The sequence below is a fragment of the Frondihabitans sp. 762G35 genome, assembly GCF_002074055.1.
Lineage (GTDB): Bacteria > Actinomycetota > Actinomycetes > Actinomycetales > Microbacteriaceae > Frondihabitans.
In genome coordinates this window covers 2,514,492-2,529,689 of sequence record NZ_CP014619.1, presented here as the reverse complement: position 1 = coordinate 2,529,689, position 15,198 = coordinate 2,514,492, and the positions used below count along the sequence as shown (strand labels likewise).

16 protein-coding genes are annotated in these 15,198 nt (G+C 71.4%); 12 read left to right on the top strand and 4 right to left on the bottom strand.

From position 1 onward, the window contains the following. Nucleotides 1-9: 9 nt before the first annotated feature. Nucleotides 10-672, top strand: a complete 663-nt coding sequence (locus AS850_RS11970) for a histidine phosphatase family protein (protein WP_119869332.1) — start codon at nucleotides 10-12, stop codon at nucleotides 670-672. 19 nt (nucleotides 673-691) lie between these two features. Here AS850_RS11970 and AS850_RS11965 read toward each other — a convergent pair whose 3' ends face one another. Then, entirely contained in the window at nucleotides 692-1,576 is an 885-nt protein-coding gene (locus AS850_RS11965) for a sugar-binding transcriptional regulator (RefSeq protein ID WP_236940931.1), read from the bottom strand. 272 nt (nucleotides 1,577-1,848) lie between these two features. Here AS850_RS11965 and AS850_RS11960 point away from each other — a divergent pair, with 272 nt between their 5' ends. Further along, nucleotides 1,849-3,594: a glycerol-3-phosphate dehydrogenase/oxidase gene (locus AS850_RS11960; protein WP_173795195.1), complete on the top strand. Its 1,746-nt coding sequence runs from the start codon at nucleotides 1,849-1,851 to the stop codon at nucleotides 3,592-3,594. A 104-nt stretch (nucleotides 3,595-3,698) separates the two neighbouring features. On the opposite strand, the gene AS850_RS11955 is transcribed toward AS850_RS11960, so the two are convergent. After that, nucleotides 3,699-4,247, bottom strand: coding sequence for a hypothetical protein (locus tag AS850_RS11955; protein ID WP_123955501.1), 549 nt, complete (start codon nucleotides 4,245-4,247; stop codon nucleotides 3,699-3,701). A gap of 294 nt (nucleotides 4,248-4,541) precedes the next feature. Here AS850_RS11955 and AS850_RS11950 point away from each other — a divergent pair, with 294 nt between their 5' ends. The 3 genes from AS850_RS11950 to AS850_RS11940 all read left to right on the top strand — a co-directional run bounded on the left by AS850_RS11950 (nucleotide 4,542) and on the right by AS850_RS11940 (nucleotide 7,516). Further along, nucleotides 4,542-6,044, top strand: coding sequence for an outer membrane protein assembly factor BamB family protein (locus tag AS850_RS11950; protein WP_119869328.1), 1,503 nt, complete (start codon nucleotides 4,542-4,544; stop codon nucleotides 6,042-6,044). Between the two features lie 73 nt (nucleotides 6,045-6,117). After that, the gene (locus tag AS850_RS11945; RefSeq protein WP_119869327.1) at nucleotides 6,118-6,639 is read left to right on the top strand and encodes a DinB family protein; all 522 of its coding nucleotides are present in this window, start codon (nucleotides 6,118-6,120) and stop codon (nucleotides 6,637-6,639) included. 73 nt (nucleotides 6,640-6,712) lie between these two features. Further along, a complete protein-coding gene (locus AS850_RS11940; protein ID WP_119869326.1) occupies nucleotides 6,713-7,516 on the top strand; it encodes an aquaporin in 804 nt (267 codons plus the stop codon). 14 nt (nucleotides 7,517-7,530) lie between these two features. Here the strand turns inward: AS850_RS11940 and AS850_RS11935 are convergent, their stop codons facing one another. Beyond that, nucleotides 7,531-8,010, bottom strand: coding sequence for an NUDIX hydrolase (locus tag AS850_RS11935; RefSeq protein WP_119869325.1), 480 nt, complete (start codon nucleotides 8,008-8,010; stop codon nucleotides 7,531-7,533). 249 nt (nucleotides 8,011-8,259) lie between these two features. On the opposite strand from AS850_RS11935, the gene AS850_RS11930 reads away from it, so the two are divergent. After that, nucleotides 8,260-8,727 (top strand): hypothetical protein, encoded by a 468-nt coding sequence (locus AS850_RS11930; RefSeq protein ID WP_119869324.1) that lies wholly within the window; start codon nucleotides 8,260-8,262, stop codon nucleotides 8,725-8,727. Between the two features lie 73 nt (nucleotides 8,728-8,800). Here AS850_RS11930 and AS850_RS16305 read toward each other — a convergent pair whose 3' ends face one another. Then, nucleotides 8,801-8,989 carry a hypothetical protein gene (locus AS850_RS16305; RefSeq protein ID WP_123955500.1) on the bottom strand — a complete coding sequence of 63 codons (189 nt, stop codon included), beginning with the start codon at nucleotides 8,987-8,989 and terminating at the stop codon, nucleotides 8,801-8,803. Between the two features lie 282 nt (nucleotides 8,990-9,271). On the opposite strand from AS850_RS16305, the gene cysK reads away from it, so the two are divergent. The 6 genes from cysK to AS850_RS11900 all read left to right on the top strand — a co-directional run bounded on the left by cysK (nucleotide 9,272) and on the right by AS850_RS11900 (nucleotide 15,185). Beyond that, nucleotides 9,272-10,246 (top strand): cysteine synthase A, encoded by a 975-nt coding sequence (cysK, locus tag AS850_RS11925; protein ID WP_119869323.1) that lies wholly within the window; start codon nucleotides 9,272-9,274, stop codon nucleotides 10,244-10,246. Between the two features lie 3 nt (nucleotides 10,247-10,249). Beyond that, on the top strand, nucleotides 10,250-10,777 hold the full coding sequence (gene cysE, locus AS850_RS11920) for a serine O-acetyltransferase (RefSeq protein ID WP_119869322.1): 528 nt from the start codon (nucleotides 10,250-10,252) through the stop codon (nucleotides 10,775-10,777). 88 nt (nucleotides 10,778-10,865) lie between these two features. Beyond that, nucleotides 10,866-12,068, top strand: coding sequence for an acyltransferase family protein (locus AS850_RS11915; protein WP_119869321.1), 1,203 nt, complete (start codon nucleotides 10,866-10,868; stop codon nucleotides 12,066-12,068). A 77-nt stretch (nucleotides 12,069-12,145) separates the two neighbouring features. Continuing rightward, entirely contained in the window at nucleotides 12,146-13,411 is a 1,266-nt protein-coding gene (locus tag AS850_RS11910; protein ID WP_119869320.1) for an aminotransferase class V-fold PLP-dependent enzyme, read from the top strand. After that, entirely contained in the window at nucleotides 13,411-13,863 is a 453-nt protein-coding gene (gene sufU / locus AS850_RS11905) for a Fe-S cluster assembly sulfur transfer protein SufU (protein WP_119869319.1), read from the top strand. The genes AS850_RS11910 and sufU overlap by 1 nt, the downstream gene beginning before the upstream one ends. Continuing rightward, nucleotides 13,860-15,185, top strand: coding sequence for an FAD/NAD(P)-binding protein (locus AS850_RS11900; RefSeq protein ID WP_164088445.1), 1,326 nt, complete (start codon nucleotides 13,860-13,862; stop codon nucleotides 15,183-15,185). The genes sufU and AS850_RS11900 overlap by 4 nt, the downstream gene beginning before the upstream one ends. The last annotated feature ends 13 nt before the right edge of the window (nucleotides 15,186-15,198 follow it).

Genomic DNA, 15,198 nt, shown 5'->3' with positions numbered 1-15,198 from the left:
CCTGTCGCCGTGCGACTCCTACTCATCCGTCACGCCCAGAGCCACGCCAACGCCTCGGGGGAGCTGTCGACCGCGGCTCCCGGGCCCGACCTCACCGACCTCGGCCGCGAGCAGGCCGAGGCCCTCGCCGAGGCGCTCCGGCAGGAGCCCCTGGACGCCCTCTACGCGTCGACCCTGGCCCGCACACACCAGACCGCCGCGCCCCTCGCCCGGGAGCGGGGCCTCGAGCTGGGTCTCCTGGACGGCGTGCACGAGATCGAGGCCGGCGACCTCGAGGGCACGGCCGACGAGGAGTCGCTCCGCGCTTATCTGACCCCCGTGCTGAAGTGGGGCGCCGGCGACCTCGGTGCCCGCGTGCCGGGGGCCTTCGACGGGGAGCACTTCCTGTCGCGGTTCGACCGGTCCGTCGCCGAGGTGGCGGCCCGCCACGGCGAGGCGTCGACCGTCGGGATCGTGAGTCACGCCGGATCGATCCGGGTCTGGATCGGGGGGCGCACGACGAACCTCGATCCGGCGTTCACCTCGAGCCACAGCCTCGACAACACGGGGCTCATCGTCGTGGTCGGCACCCCGGAGTCGGGCTGGCGGGTCGAGAGCTGGATGGGCGAGCCGATCGGCGGCGAGAGCCTCGAGGACCGCCGAGCACCCGACCCGCTCGGGCACGTCCTGTAGCGTCCGGGCCCGACGGTCCTCAGCCGGCCAGCAGCGCCCTGGCCGTGCTCTCGTCGAGGATGAGGTCGGTGATGAGGCCTGCGGCCAGGGCCCCGCGGAGGCTCTCCGTCTTGGAGTCGCCGGCGACGACGCAGATGCGCCGGGGTGCGCGCCGGATGGTCGACAGCGACGGGCCGGACGACCTCTCGTTGAGAGCCACGTCGGTGGAGGAGCCGTCGGCCCGGAAGAACACGGTCGCGACGTCGCCGACCACGCCGTCGCGGTCGAGCCCGTCGTAGTCCGCCTCCTCGAGGTAACCGCCCGCGTAGACGTGGCTCGGCACGAGCGCGTTCGGGGCGCCGACCCCGAACAGCACGAGGTCCATCGACCCCTGCAGCTCGAGGACGCGCCGCGTGCTGCGTTCCCGCCAGAGCGCCGTCTTCGTCTCCGGGTCGTCGAAGAACGCCGGCACCGGGAACTGCTGCACCGTCGCGCCGAACGCGTCGCCGAACCTCCGCAGGATCTCGCTCGCGTAGACGATGCCGGTCGTGCGCGGGTTCGCGGCCCCGTTGAGCTGGACGATGACGCTGTTGTGCGTCGCCTTCGGCACCAGGTACCGGCTGATGGCGCTCATCGTCGAGCCCCAGGCGATGCCCATGACCATGTTCGAGTCGACGAACGACGTGAGAATTCGTGCAGCCGAGAGGGCCACCCGGTCGAGGCGGTCGACGTCGGTGGTCTGGTCGGGCACGGGCACGACGTGCGCCACGACGTTGAACCGGCGGTGGAGCGCCTCGCCGGTGACGGTGGCCTGGTCGAGGGGCGAGCGGATCTGGATGTCGACGAGGCCGGTTTCGCGCGCGAAACTCAGCAGGCGCGACACGGACGAGCGCGAGGTGCCCAGCTCGCGGGCGATCGCCTCCATCGTGAGGTCCTGCAGGTAGTAGAGGTGCGACGCTCGCAGGGCATCCTGCGTCTTGTCGTTCTGGGTCTGCTCGAACGTCACTGTTCCGTCTCCTGCCGGGAAGCTGCTGCACATATGTGCACAGCACTTGACCGTATGCGCGCACGGGTCAAGTATGGCTGTGTCGTCGGAAGCACGCCACCCGTGAACGGTTGGCCGGGGCTTCCGCATCGGCATCCACCCCGAGCAGTGAAAGCGACAAGCCAGTGACTACGTCGAAGAAGACAAGCGACATGCGCGCCAACGTCGAGAAGATCCAGGGGCGCCCGAGCGCTCAGGTCCTCATCGTCGGTGGTGGCATCAACGGGATCGCCACGTTCCGCGACCTCGCCCTGCAGGGCGTCGACGTCGTGCTCGTCGAGCGGAACGACTACGGCTCCGGGGCCTCCGCCGCCTCGTCGCACATGATCCACGGTGGCATCCGCTACCTCGAGAACGGCGAGTTCCGTCTCGTCCGCGAGTCGGTCGAGGAGCGCAACGGCCTCCTCAAGATCGCCCCCCACTACGTCAAGCCGCTCCAGACCACGATGCCGATCTTCTCGACGTTCTCCGGTCTGATGAACGCGCCGCTCCGCATGCTCACCCACAAGCAGCGCTCCACCAAGGAGCGCGGTGCGGTCCTGATCAAGGTGGGCATGACCCTGTACGACTCCTTCTCGCGCGACGGCGGCACGGTCCCGCGCCACCGCTTCCTCACGCGCAAGGCCGCTCTCCGCGACATGCCGTCGCTCAACAAGAGCCTCAAGTACACCGGCACCTACTACGACGCCTCAGTTCACGAGCCCGAGCGCCTCGCCCTCGACGTCCTGAAGGACGGCCTGGCCGCAGGAGCCGACAAGGGCACCGCCCGCTCGGCCAACTACGTCGAGGCGATCGGCTCGCGCGACGGCGGGGTGCTCCTCCGCGACGTCGTCTCCGGCACCGAGTTCGTCGTGAAGGCCGACGTCGTCATCAACGCCTCCGGGCCGTGGACCGACCTCACCAACGAGGCCTTCGGCTCGAAGTCGCAGTACATGGGCGGCACCAAGGGCTCGCACATCGTGGTCGACAGTCCCGAGCTGCTCAAGGCCACCAACGGTCGCGAGCTGTTCTTCGAGAACAACGACGGCCGCATCGTCCTGATCTACCCGCTGAAGGGGCGCGTGCTCATCGGCACGACCGACCTCGAGGCCGACATGTCGCAGCCCGCGATCTGCACGGAGGAGGAGGTCGACTACTTCTTCGACCTCGTCAAGCACGTCTTCCCGACGATCACGGTGACTCGCGAGCACATCGTCTACCGCTACTCGGGCGTCCGCCCGCTGCCGAAGCACGACGACCTCGCCGCCGGCTTCGTCTCCCGCGACTACCGCATCGTCGAGACGCAGGTCCCGGCCCTCGGGTCGTCCAAGGTCCTCTCGCTCGTCGGTGGCAAGTGGACGACGTTCCGCGCCCTCGCCGCGCACCTGTCCACCGAGGCCACCACGCGCCTCGGCGTCCAGCGCACGGTCGACACGACCGGGCTCGCGATCGGCGGCGGCAAGGACTTCCCGACGCTGCCCGGCGACCGCGCCCGCTGGATCACCGAGCACCTGAACGGCCTCGAGCGCGACCAGGTCGACCGCCTCCTCACCCGCTACGGAACCCGCGCCGACAGCGTCATCCAGACGCTGATCGACCAGCCCTCCGAGGCGCTCCAGAGCGACCCGACCTTCACCACCGCCGAGATCGCCTACTTCGCCGAGCGCGAAGACGCCGTCCACCTCGTCGACGTCGTGCTCCGCCGCACGAACATCGCCTTCGTCGGCGGCGTCACCATCGAGCTGCTCACCGAGCTGGCCGGGGTCCTCCAGACCTCGCTCGGCTGGAGCGACGAGACCCGCGACGCGGAGATCGAGAACACCCTCCACATCCTCGCCACCTACCACGGTGTCGAGGTGGCCTCGCAGCACGTCCCGTCGGCCGTCGCCGCCGAGGCGGAGACGCTCGCCCAGGCCTGACGCCTCGCACGACCGCGACCCCGTCGCACCGCCCATGACCGGGTGGTGCGGCGGGGTCGCTCCCGCGTGTCGGCGGGACGGGCATCCTGCCGGCGGAGCGCGTGTCAGCGGGCCGTGCGGAGCCCCTCGAGGTCGACCTCGACCAGCTGTCGGAGGCGGTCGTCGCGGGCGTCGGCGTAGTCGGCGTCCTCGACGACGACGGAGCGGACCTGGTTGACGATGGCCGAGCCGATGTCGTTCCAGGCGCGGTCGCGGGCGCTCAGCACGATCGCGTCCACGTAGTCGGGGTCGTCGCCGAGGAGGGCGAGCTCGTCGGCGATGGTGGTGTAGATCGCCTCGCGGAGGGCCAGGGCCTCGTTGTCGTCGGGCCGGTAGTCGAACTGGTGCCGGGAGCGTCCGCGCGACTTGAGGGCGCGCGTCCGGGTCGTGACCATGCGCTCCGCGAGGGCCCGCTGCTCGTCGGCGAGGTGCCGCAGTTCGCTTCGCACATCGTCGGCCGTCTCGTCGTGGTCGAAGGCCGCGTGCTCGCGCAGGGCGCGGACGATGATGCGGTTGGCGACGCCGATGCTCGCCGCCGAGCGGGCGATGAGGAGGCCGTCGACGACCGCCGGTCGGACGATCTCCGGGTCGACGGTCTCGGGGGTGAGGGGCACGGGCTTCGGCTTCGATTTCACAGGTCTGATGCCTCCCTCTCGCGTTTCCGGAGGCCGCGTGGACGAAGCCGACCTCTCCCTCGACGAGGCTATCGCGACGGCCGGAGCAGGGTGATCCCGCCTCTCGCGACGCGTCTCCGAACGTGTCCCCCTTTCGACCGACACCTCAATCAGGGGGTGGAATCTGGGCTGTCGACCACGTACGGTTACCCGAGCCGGGGGACAGGCACAGGGTCGGGGGACGCGTATTTCGGGCGCGTGCTCGTATTCGGGACAACGTAAGGGTCGGGATCCATGAGTTCACAGAACATCTCTGTCAAGAATCGCACGCGAGCCGGGGGCATCCTCGTCGCCTGCTCGCTGATCGCCGTGGGCGGCGTCGTCGCCGCCCCGCTCGCCACCCCGGCTCCGGCCCAGGCGGCGAGCCCCTTCACCGCCACCCTCAAGTGGCAGCACGAGCTCGGGTCGCCCGGCAAGCCGGTCGCCCTCTCGTCGCCGATGGTCGCGACGCTCGACGGCAAGGGGTCGTCCGTCGTCATCGGCGACCGCAGCGGCTACGAGACGGCCTTCCACCTGAGCGACGGCTCGGTCGTCTTCAAATCGAGCACCGGTGGCGTCGCCGTCGACTCGACCGCGTCCGTCCTCGGGTCGGGCACCTCCGCGCGGCTCTTCTTCGGCGAGGGCACGAGCGGCGCGCCCGCCGCGGGCGGCTACCGCTCGATCAGCTCCTCGGGCAAGACCGTCTGGAGCGTCAAGCCCAAGGCGCAGCCGACCGGCTCGGCCACCCGCGGCGTCATGTCGTCGCTGGCCATCGGGACCCTGCAGTCGGCCAACGACGTCGTCGGCGGCTCGATGGGTCAGATGCAGCACGTCATGAACGCGCAGACCGGCCGCACCGGTGTCGGGTTCCCCTGGTTCCAGGCCGACTCGAACTTCAGCACGCCGGCCGTCGCCGACACGTCGGGGAAGTCCGACCACGACATCATCATCGAGGGCGGCGACTCCACGGCGGGCGTCGCGTTCGGCACCCGCTACGCCAACGGCGGCCACATCCGCCTGCTCTACCGCACCGGCAACAACGGCTCGGGCAGCCCCTCGGGCGGCCTCAAGTGCCAGTACAACACCACGCAGGTCGTCCAGTCGTCGCCCGCCGTCGGGAACGTCCTCAGCAAGAACGCCTGGGCGGCCGTCGTCGGCACCGGCACCTTCTGGAAGGGCGCCTCCGACACCAACAAGCTCATCGCGATCGACCAGAACTGCAAGCTCGCCTGGAAGGCCTCGCTCTCGGGAAGCACGCAGTCGAGCCCGGCCCTCGCGGACACCCGCGGCAACGGCCACCCGACGATCGTGCAGGGAACGCTCATCAACGCCTCGTCCGGGCGCGTCTACTCGGTCGACGGGTCGAACGGCCACGTCATCTGGCAGACGGCGATCGCCGGCGGCGTCTACGGCGGCATCGTCACCGCCGACCTGACCGGCAAGGGCTACCAGGACGTCGTCGTGCCGACGCCGGGCGGCGTCTTCGTCCTGGACGGCAAGACGGGGCACCAGATCGCGCGCCTCGGCCAGGGCTACGGGTTCCAGAACTCGGCGCTCATCACGAACGACCCGAACGGCTCGATCGGCATCACGGTCGCCGGCTACAACGCGCGGAACAGCGGCATCATCCTGCATTACCAGCTCTCCGGAGCCGGCGTGAGCGGCGCCAACGTCAACAAGAAGGGCGCCTGGCCGATGTTCCACCACGACCAGAAGCTGACGGGGGACGCGAACACCGTCCTCCCCGCCAAGCCCTGATCTGGCGGTTCCGAGCCCCCGTCTGGCAGTCGCGCGCGCGGCGCCGGGCGGGGGCTCCGTCGTACCGTCGAGCATGCCGATCGTGCCCGACACCAAGAACTGGACCTTCGTCCTCGAGGCTCCGTGCCCCGAGTGCCTCTTCGACGCCTCCCGGGTCGCCTTCCGGGAGGTGCCCGACCTCGTCCGCACGACGGCCCGCGCCTTCGCCGAGAGGCTGCAGGAGCCCGGAGCCGACGACCGCCCGGACGACTCGACGTGGTCCCCGCTCGAGTACGGCGCCCACGTCCGCGACGTCTTCCGCGTCTTCGAGGGGCGGCTCGCGCTGATGCTCGCCGAGGACGCCCCGCGCTTCGCGAACTGGGATCAGGACGCCACGGCCGTCGAGGACGACTACGGCTCGCAGGATCCGCGCGTCGTCGCCCGCGAGCTCGTCGCCTCGGCGGAGTCGGTCGCCGACGCGTTCGCGGCGGTCGACGTCTCGCAGCTCGACCGGGCGGGGTCGCGCTCCGACGGGAGCGTCTTCACGGTCGAGACGCTCGCGCTCTACTTCGTGCACGATCCGATCCACCACCTCTCGGACGTCTCTCCCAGGTAGCGATACCTAGTGTGATCTGTACCGGTATGTCACGTATCGGTTTCGATCCCACCGTACCAAGAGGAGCACGACCATGTCATCCACAGCGCCCCCGAGCCCGAGCCTGCCCACCCTGAGGGGGCGCCTCACCGCGGAGGCGGCAGGCACGTTCCTCCTCGTGTTCGCCGTCGTGGGGACCGCGACGTTCACCGCCGCCTTCCCGGGCGACGACGCGGGGAACCCTCTCGGCGTCGGTCTGCTGGGCGTCGCCATCGCTCTCGGTGCCGCCGTCATGATCGGTGCGTACGCCTTCGGTCCGATCTCCGGCGGTCACTTCAACCCGGCCGTCTCGCTGGGCCTCGCCGCGGCGGGGCGCTTCGCGGGGCGGGACGTGGTCCCGTACGTCGTCGCGCAGCTGGTCGGGGCGGCGGCCGGCGCCGCGACCGTCTTCCTGGTCTCGCGCGGCGGGAGCCCGGAGTCCCACGCCGGCGCCGTCGAGGGCGGATTCGTGTCGAACGGCTTCGGCGATCTGTCGCCCTCGGGCTTCGGGCTCGGTTCCGCACTCGCCGTGGAGGTCGTCGCGACCGCGATCTTCGTCACCGTCATCCTCGGGGTCACGCACGCTCGGGCGGCGCAGGGCTTCGCGCCGCTCGCGATCGGGGCGACCCTGACCGTCCTCCTCCTCGTCACGATCCCGGTCGACAACGCCTCTCTCAACCCGGCCCGCTCCCTGGCGACGGCGCTCTTCGCCGGTGGCGACTGGATCGCCCAGGTGTGGGTCTTCCTCCTGGCACCGACTCTCGGTGGCATCGCGGCCGGCCTCGTCCACCGGATGCTCTTCGAGACCGACCCGATCGCATCGTCCCCCGCGCGTGCGCCGGCCGGCGCGCGAGGCTGAGGGGCGACGCCCGATCAGACGGCGAATCGCGCCTCGGGGCGCTCGTCGAGGGCCGCGTCGATGCGCTCCCGCATGTCGTCCGAGAGGGGCGGGAGCGTGTCGAGGGCGAACCACGCGGCCTCGGTGTTCTCGCCGTCCGCGGGGAACGGCTCTCCCGAGACGTAGCGGAAGCGGAACGTGAGGTCGAGGTACTGCGAACGGTCGCCGTTCGGGTAGACGGCCACGGCGGTGACGCCGACCCGCGCGAGCCGCTCCGGCACGGCGGTCACGTCCGCCTCCTCCGCGACCTCGCGGGCGGCGGCCACCGCGGGCTCCTCGCCGGGGTCGATGATCCCCGTCACGGGCGTCCACGCGCCGTTGTCGGCCCGGCGCACCAGCAGGAGTTCGTCTCCCGCGGCTCCTGCGCGGACGACCACGGCCGTCACACCGGCCAGCCACAGCGGGTCGTGGCCGATCTTCTCGCGCAGGGCCAGGACGAAGTCGGGGGTAGCCATCGCGGAAGGCTATCAAGCCGGGCCGAGCGCAGGATGCCCGGGTCGACCGGGCCCGCACCGTCGCCCTCCACCGCGGTCGCCCCCGCTCCCCGGCACGTCGTAGGCTCGACGCATGAGCCCCACGGTCGTGGTTCGTCCCCTCCACCCCGCGAACTGGGGTACCCCTGCCCCGGACGGGGGCCTCCCGGGCCACCGGAGCAGCGGCCAGCATGGTGGAAGGCCCGACGGGCGGGCCAGGGGAGTCTCATCGTGACCATTGCCAATCCGTCGACCGACGCGCTGCGCGAGATCGAATTGCCGTGCTTCGCCCTCCGGAGCGGCAACGGTCGAGGAGTGCCGGTGCGCCGCCACTCGATGATCGACTCGACCCTCCTCATCACCGCGGTGCAGTCCGTCGTCATCGCAGCCCTCCTGCCCCTCGAGGGCAGCCTGAAGGCCGTCGCCGTGGCCGTCGGTCTGGCGTTCGTCGTCGTCGCGGCTCTGGTGAGCCGTCGGCGATCGATCCGAAGCCGGGCCATCCGCGACGAGCGCGCCGCGATCATCCGCTGGCTCGCCATCCACTCGGGCCTCGACCACCGCAGCCGCCTCGCCCTGGCATGGAGCGAGCCGCAGGAGATCGGCGACCGGCAGTACGAGTTCCGGACCCTCGTGGAGGGCCGTCAGCTCTCGCTCGTCATCGACCTCGACATCCAGATCGCGTCGCTCGCGGTCCTCTGACCCTCGCCCCCGACGGGTCGCACAGGCCCGGCCGATGCTCGTGGATCGGGCCGGTGCTCGCGGATCGGCCCGCTCAGGCCTCGGACCGGTCGTCGCGACCGCGTCGCACGCGGTACGCGAGCACACCCAGTGCGACGGCGGCGACGATCTCGATGGTCCAGCCGAGGTAGTCCGCCACCACGAGGCGTCGGATCCCGTCGGCGGTCAGCGCGACGGCCGCCCCGACGAGGAGCAGATAGGCGAGCATCCTGCGCGGTCTCATGGAATCCCCCTTGTGGTCCGGTGCCGTCATCCCCCGAGGAGCGGCGACCGGACGTCACTCTAGAGGCCCCGCCCGACCGCCGGAATCCCCCGAAGGGGGTGGATCGGTCCGGCCCGTGACTCACCCTCCCCGTCGACCAGGAGTTGGCCGGGAGGAGCCGTAACACGCGGCGTCCTCGCCGGGACAGCCGCCTAGAATCGACCTCGCCGAGCGCATCCCGCTCGACCCCGAGACCGACATCGGGCACATCGCACCTCGACGACGACGGAACGAGAAGATCGAATGAGCGAAACCCTGGGCACCCCGGCCGTGCGCGAGATCCCCGGCCACATCTACGGCAACATCACCGAGGCGTTCGGCAACACGCCCCTGGTGAGGCTCACGACCCTGCCCGAGGAGGGCACGGCGGAGATCCTGGCGAAGCTCGAGTTCTACAACCCGGCCGCCAGTGTCAAGGACCGCCTCGGCATCGCGATCATCGACGCCGCCGAGAAGTCCGGCGCCCTGCTCCCGGGCGGCACGATCGTCGAGGGGACGAGCGGCAACACCGGCATCGCGCTGGCCTTCGTCGGGGCGGCCCGCGGCTACCGCGTCATCCTGACGATGCCCGAGACGATGAGCGTCGAGCGCCGCGCCGTCATCCGCGCCTACGGGGCCGAGATCGTCCTCACCCCGGGCAGCGAGGGCATGCGCGGCGCCGTCGAGCGAGCGAAGTCCCTCGTCGAGGAGACCCCCGGCGCCATCTGGGCCAAGCAGTTCGAGAACGAGGCCAACGCCGAGGTGCACCGGGCGACGACGGCCCGCGAGATCCTGCGCGACACCGACGGGAAGGTCGACGTGTTCATCGCCGGCGTCGGCACGGGTGGCACGATCACCGGCGTGGGCCAGGTGCTGAAGGAGGAGGTTCCCGGCGTCCACATCGTCGCCGTCGAGCCCGCCGACTCGCCGCTCCTCTCCGAGGGCAAGGCCGGCCCGCACAAGATCCAGGGCATCGGCGCGAACTTCGTCCCCGACATCCTCGACACGACCGTCTACGACGAGGTCTTCCCGGTCGAGCTCGACGACGCACTCCGCGTCGCCCGGGCGCTCGCGACCGACGAGGGCATCCTGAGCGGCATCTCGACCGGCGCGATCATCCACGCGGCCCTCGAGATCGGGAAGCGTCCGGAGATGGCGGGCAAGCGCATCGTCGCCATCGTCTGCGACACCGGTGAGCGGTACCTCTCGACGGTGCTCTTCAACGACCTCCTCGACTAAGAGGTGCCACTCCTCGCGCGCCTGCGAGACGATGTCGCGGCGGTCCGCCGCAGCGACCCGGCCGCCCGCGGCACCCTCGAGATCGTCCTCGTGTACTCCGGGCTCCACGCCGTCTGGGCCTACCGTCTCACCAGCCGACTCTGGCGGACGCGCCCCTTCCCGGGGGCGCGTTTCGCCGCCCGGTTCGTGTCGCAGCTCGTGCGCTGGTTGACGGGGGTCGAGATCCACCCCGGAGCCCGCATCGGTCGGCGTCTGTTCATCGACCACGGCATGGGCGTCGTCATCGGCGAGACCGCCGTGATCGGCGACGACGTCCTGATCTACCACGGCGTCACTCTCGGAGGTCGGGGGACCGGCCAGGCCGGCCGGCGCCACCCGCACCTCGGCGACGGCGTGCTCGTGGGCGCCGGGGCGAAGGTGCTCGGGGCCGTCACGGTGGGCGACGGCGCGCAGGTCGGCGCCAATGCGGTCGTGACGCACGACGTCGCTCCCGGGACGACCGTGGTGGGGGTTCCCGCGCAGCCGCTCTGAGCCTCGGCATCCGCCGGGAGAACGCCTCCGGACTGCGCAATCCGACCCCGTTGCGGAAAATCCAAGGGTCGGAGAGTTGACTGCTCGAATGGCCTCGACTCGAAACGACCAGGTCACGACCCGGAAAACCGCCGGTCGCGTCCTCCCTCTCGACGGGATCCGCGCGATCGCGATCATCGCCGTCGTGCTCTATCACGTGCACATCCCGCACTTCCAGGGCGGTTTCGTCGGCGTCAACGTGTTCTTCGTCCTGTCCGGCTACCTCATCACGTCGCTCCTGCTGAAGGAGCACCAGCAGACCGCGACGATTAAGCTCGGTCGGTTCTGGGTGCGCCGCGTCCTGCGTCTCTACCCGACGCTCATCGCCGTCGTGGCGGTCGGCGCTGGCCTGTGGTTCCTCGTCGGCGACGTCGGGACCACGAAGGACCTCTCCGCCGGTGGAGCGGCCCTGATCGCCCTCACCTACACCGGCAACTTCTTCCGCGCCTACGGCCACGTCTCGCAGGGCGTCTTCGCTCCGAGCTGGAGCCTCGCCATGGAGGAGCAGTTCTATGCCGTCTGGCCGCCGCTCCTGCTTCTCCTCCTCGCGATCGGCTTCCGCCGCAAGATCGTGGCCTGGATGCTCGGCGGCCTGATCGTCGCCTCCGCCGTCCTCGCGGCCGTCCTCTTCACGCCGTCCACCGGCGCCGGGACACCCGACATCTACTTCAGCCCGGTGTCGAGCATCGCGCCGCTCCTCATGGGGTGCGTCGTCGCCCTGGCGCTCACGCACGAGAGGGCGAAGAAGCTGTTCGCCGGCCGGGTCGGGGCCGTGTCGTCGTGGGTCGGCTTCGCCGGCATCTTCGCGATCATGTTCTCGATCGGGTCCGACTGGAAGCAGGAGGCGCACTTCTTCGGCATCGTCCTGCCCGCGGTCGGTCTCGCGACGGCGCTCATGATCGCCGGGATCTCCTCGCGCGTGACCCTCCTCAGCCGCTTCCTGTCGCTCGCCCCGCTGGCGTGGTTCGGACGCAACGTCTCGTACTCGCTCTACCTCTGGCACATGCTCGTCGTCACTCTGCTCGAGCCGTTCGTCTCCGGCCTCGCCGGCAACCTCCTCCTCGTGGCCGCCTCGACGGCCGTGGCCATCGGCAGCCACTTCGCCATCGAGCGTCCGTTCCTGAAGATCAAGAAGCGCTTCGAGCCGGCCGAGTGGTCGAAGCCGGTCGCACGCTCCGAAGCCGCCGACGACGCCCGATCGGCCGAGGCCGCCGAGTCGCGCCGGCTGGAGTCCGCCGGGGCCGCGAGGTAGTTCGACGTCGTGCCTTCCGCGCGTCACCCCGTCCCGTTCGCCTCGACAAATCAGGTGACTGTGGTTTCGTTGTCGTCGTGATCACCACGACTTCGCTCCGCGCCGACTTCCCCGGGCTCGCTCAGGAGGTGAACGGTCACCCGCTCGCCTACCTCGACTCCGGGGCCACCTCTCAGCGGCCCGTCCAGGTGCTCGACGCCGAGCGGCGCTTCCTCGAGACCTCCAACGCGGCCGTCCACCGCGGTGCCCACACGCTGGCCGCCCTGGCGACCGAGGAGTACGAGGGGGCGCGCGAGACCGTCGCCCGCTTCGTGGGGGCGGCCTCGGTCGAGGAGATCGTCTGGACCTCCAACGCGACCGACGCCCTCAACCTCGTGGCCTACGGCATCGGCACTGCGACCCTCGGTCGCGGTGGCCCAGAGGCCGCGCGGTTCGCCCTGGCGCCGGGCGACGAGATCGTCGTCACGGAGGCCGAGCACCACGCGAACATCGTGCCCTGGCAAGAGCTCGCGGCCCGCACGGGGGCGACGTTCCGCTACGTCCCGGTGCGCGACGACGGCACCTGGACCGTCGACGACGCGGCCGCCGTCATCACCGAGCGCACCCGCATCCTGGCCTTCGCCCACGTGTCGAACGTGACGGGCCTCATCGCTCCCGTGGCCGACCTCGTCGAGCTCGCGCACCGGGTGGGTGCCCTCGTCGTGCTCGACGCGTGCCAGTCCGCCCCGCACCGGCCCCTCGACCTCACGGCCCTGGACGTCGACTTCGCGGCGTTCTCCGCGCACAAGATGCTCGGCTCGACGGGGATCGGCGTGCTGTGGGGGCGCCGGGAACTGCTCGACGCCCTTCCTCCGTTCCGCACGGGCGGCTCCGTGATCACCACGGTCACGATGGAGAGCGCCGAGTTCCTCCCCTCTCCCCAGCGATTCGAGGCGGGAACGCAGCCCGTCTCCCAGGCGGTCGCCCTCGCCGAGGCGGTCCGCTATCTCGAGGCGGCGGGCATGCCCTGGGTCCAGCAGCACGAGGAGCGCCTCGCCGAGCGCCTCGTCGAGGGCCTGCGGCGCCTCCCGGGGATCCGCGTGGTGGGGCCGCCCACCGGAGTGGCCCGATCGGGCCTCGCGAGCTTCGTCGTCGACGGGGTGCACGCGCACGACGTCGGGCAGTTCCTCGACGCCGAGGGCATCGCCGTCCGCGTCGGCCACCACTGCGCGCAGCCGCTCCATCGCCGCCTCGGCGTCACGGCGACGACGCGCGCCTCCACCTACCTCTACACGACCGACGACGAGATCGACCGCCTGCTCGCGGGCGTCGCCGGCGTCCGCCCCTACTTCGGAGTCGCCTGATGCCCGACGCTCTCGCCGGCCTGTACCAGCAGGTCATCCTCGACCACTCGCGCGCCCGCACCGGCGAGGGGCCGCTCCCGGACGCCGCCGCCGAGCACTTCGAGCGCAACCCCACCTGCGGGGACGAGATCACGGTCCGCATCCGGCTCGCCTCCGGCTCCGACCGGATCGAGGCGCTCGCCTGGGAGGGCGACGGCTGCAGCATCTCGATGGCGTCGGCGTCCGTCCTGACCGACCTCGCCACGGGTCGCACGCTCGCGGAGATGGGCGAGGTGACGGAGACGTTCCGCGCCATGATGCGCTCGAAGGGGCAGGGCGAGCCCGACGAGGAGGTCCTCGGCGACGCCGTCGTCTTCCAGGGCGTCTCGAAGTTCGTCATGCGCGTGAAGTGCGCCATGCTCTCGTGGGTCGCGCTCGAGGCCTGCTCCACGAAGATCGCGGCTCGCGCGTGACGGGGATCGACGCCCCCGTCGTCGTCGTCGGCGGGGGAGCGGCGGCGGTGTTCGTCGTGCGGGCCCTCGTCGACGAGGCGCGGTCGGCCGGGCATCCTGCACCCCGCGTCGTCGTGGTCGGTGATCGCCCCGACGTCGGTCGCGGCCTCGCCTACGGCGCCGCCGAGGCGCACCACCGGCTGAACAGCCCGGCCGGGTCGATGAGCGTGTCCGCCGGAGACCCCGACGGCTTCGTCCGCTGGCTCGGCGAGAGCGGCTGGCGAGACACGGACGGGCAGGAGCCGCGGGCCTGGTCGTTCGCCCCCCGCGTGGTCTTCGGTGACTACCTGGCCGAGTCCTTCGGCGACCTCGTCGCCGGCAGCGACGGGCGCGTGGCGTTCCGGCAGGGGGAGGTCGTCGACATCGACGTCCCCGACATCGTCGTCCCCGACACGGCGCCCGTCGCGGTCACCCTCGCCACCGGCGAGACGCTGGAGGCGAGCGCGGTGGTCCTCGCACTCGGGAACCCGCCGCCCGTCGAGGTCCCGAGCGCCGCCGAGCGGGTCGTCGTCGACCCGTGGGCCGCGGGGGCCCTCGACGCGATCGACGAGTCGGACCGCGTGCTCCTCGTGGGCACCGGGCTCACCATGGTCGACGTCGCGACCTCCCTGGCGCGCCGGCACCCGGGCATCCGGATGGTGGCGACGAGCCGTCACCTGCTGCTGCCGGCCGTGCATCCTGCGACCCCCGCCGAGCGCGGGCCGGGGCTCGGCGACGATCCGCAGACCCTCCCCGCCATGATGCGGGCGTTCCGCGATCAGCTCCGCGCGGCCTCCCGCGCAGGAGCCCCGTGGCAGGGCGTCCTCGACGGCGTCCGCCCGCAGGTCCAGACCCTCTGGCGGCGCCTCTCCCTCGCCGACCGGCAGCGTTTCCTCGTCCACGTCGCCCGCCCCTGGGACGTCGCCCGGCACCGGATGGCCGTCCCCGTGGCCGACGAGCTCTCCGGCCTCCTCGACGCCGGCACCCTGACGCTCGAAGCCCGGGTCGATCACGCCGCCTTCGACGTGGCCGTCCTCTGCACGGGGCCGCACGCGGTCGCCTCCGAAGGCTGGAGCCCTCTCGTCGACGCGCTGATCGGCCGGGGCATCCTGCGCGCCGATCCGACCGGGCTGGGCATCGACGCCGACGCGGACGGCGCGCTGCTCGACGCCTCCGGGCGCTCGTCCGACCGCGTCTTCACGGTCGGTGCCGCCCTGAAGGGCGCGCTCTGGGAGACGGTGGCCTCGCCCGAGATCCGGCTCGGCGCCGGGCGCATCGCCGGTCGTCTGACGCCCACCGGCTGACGCTCCCACCGTC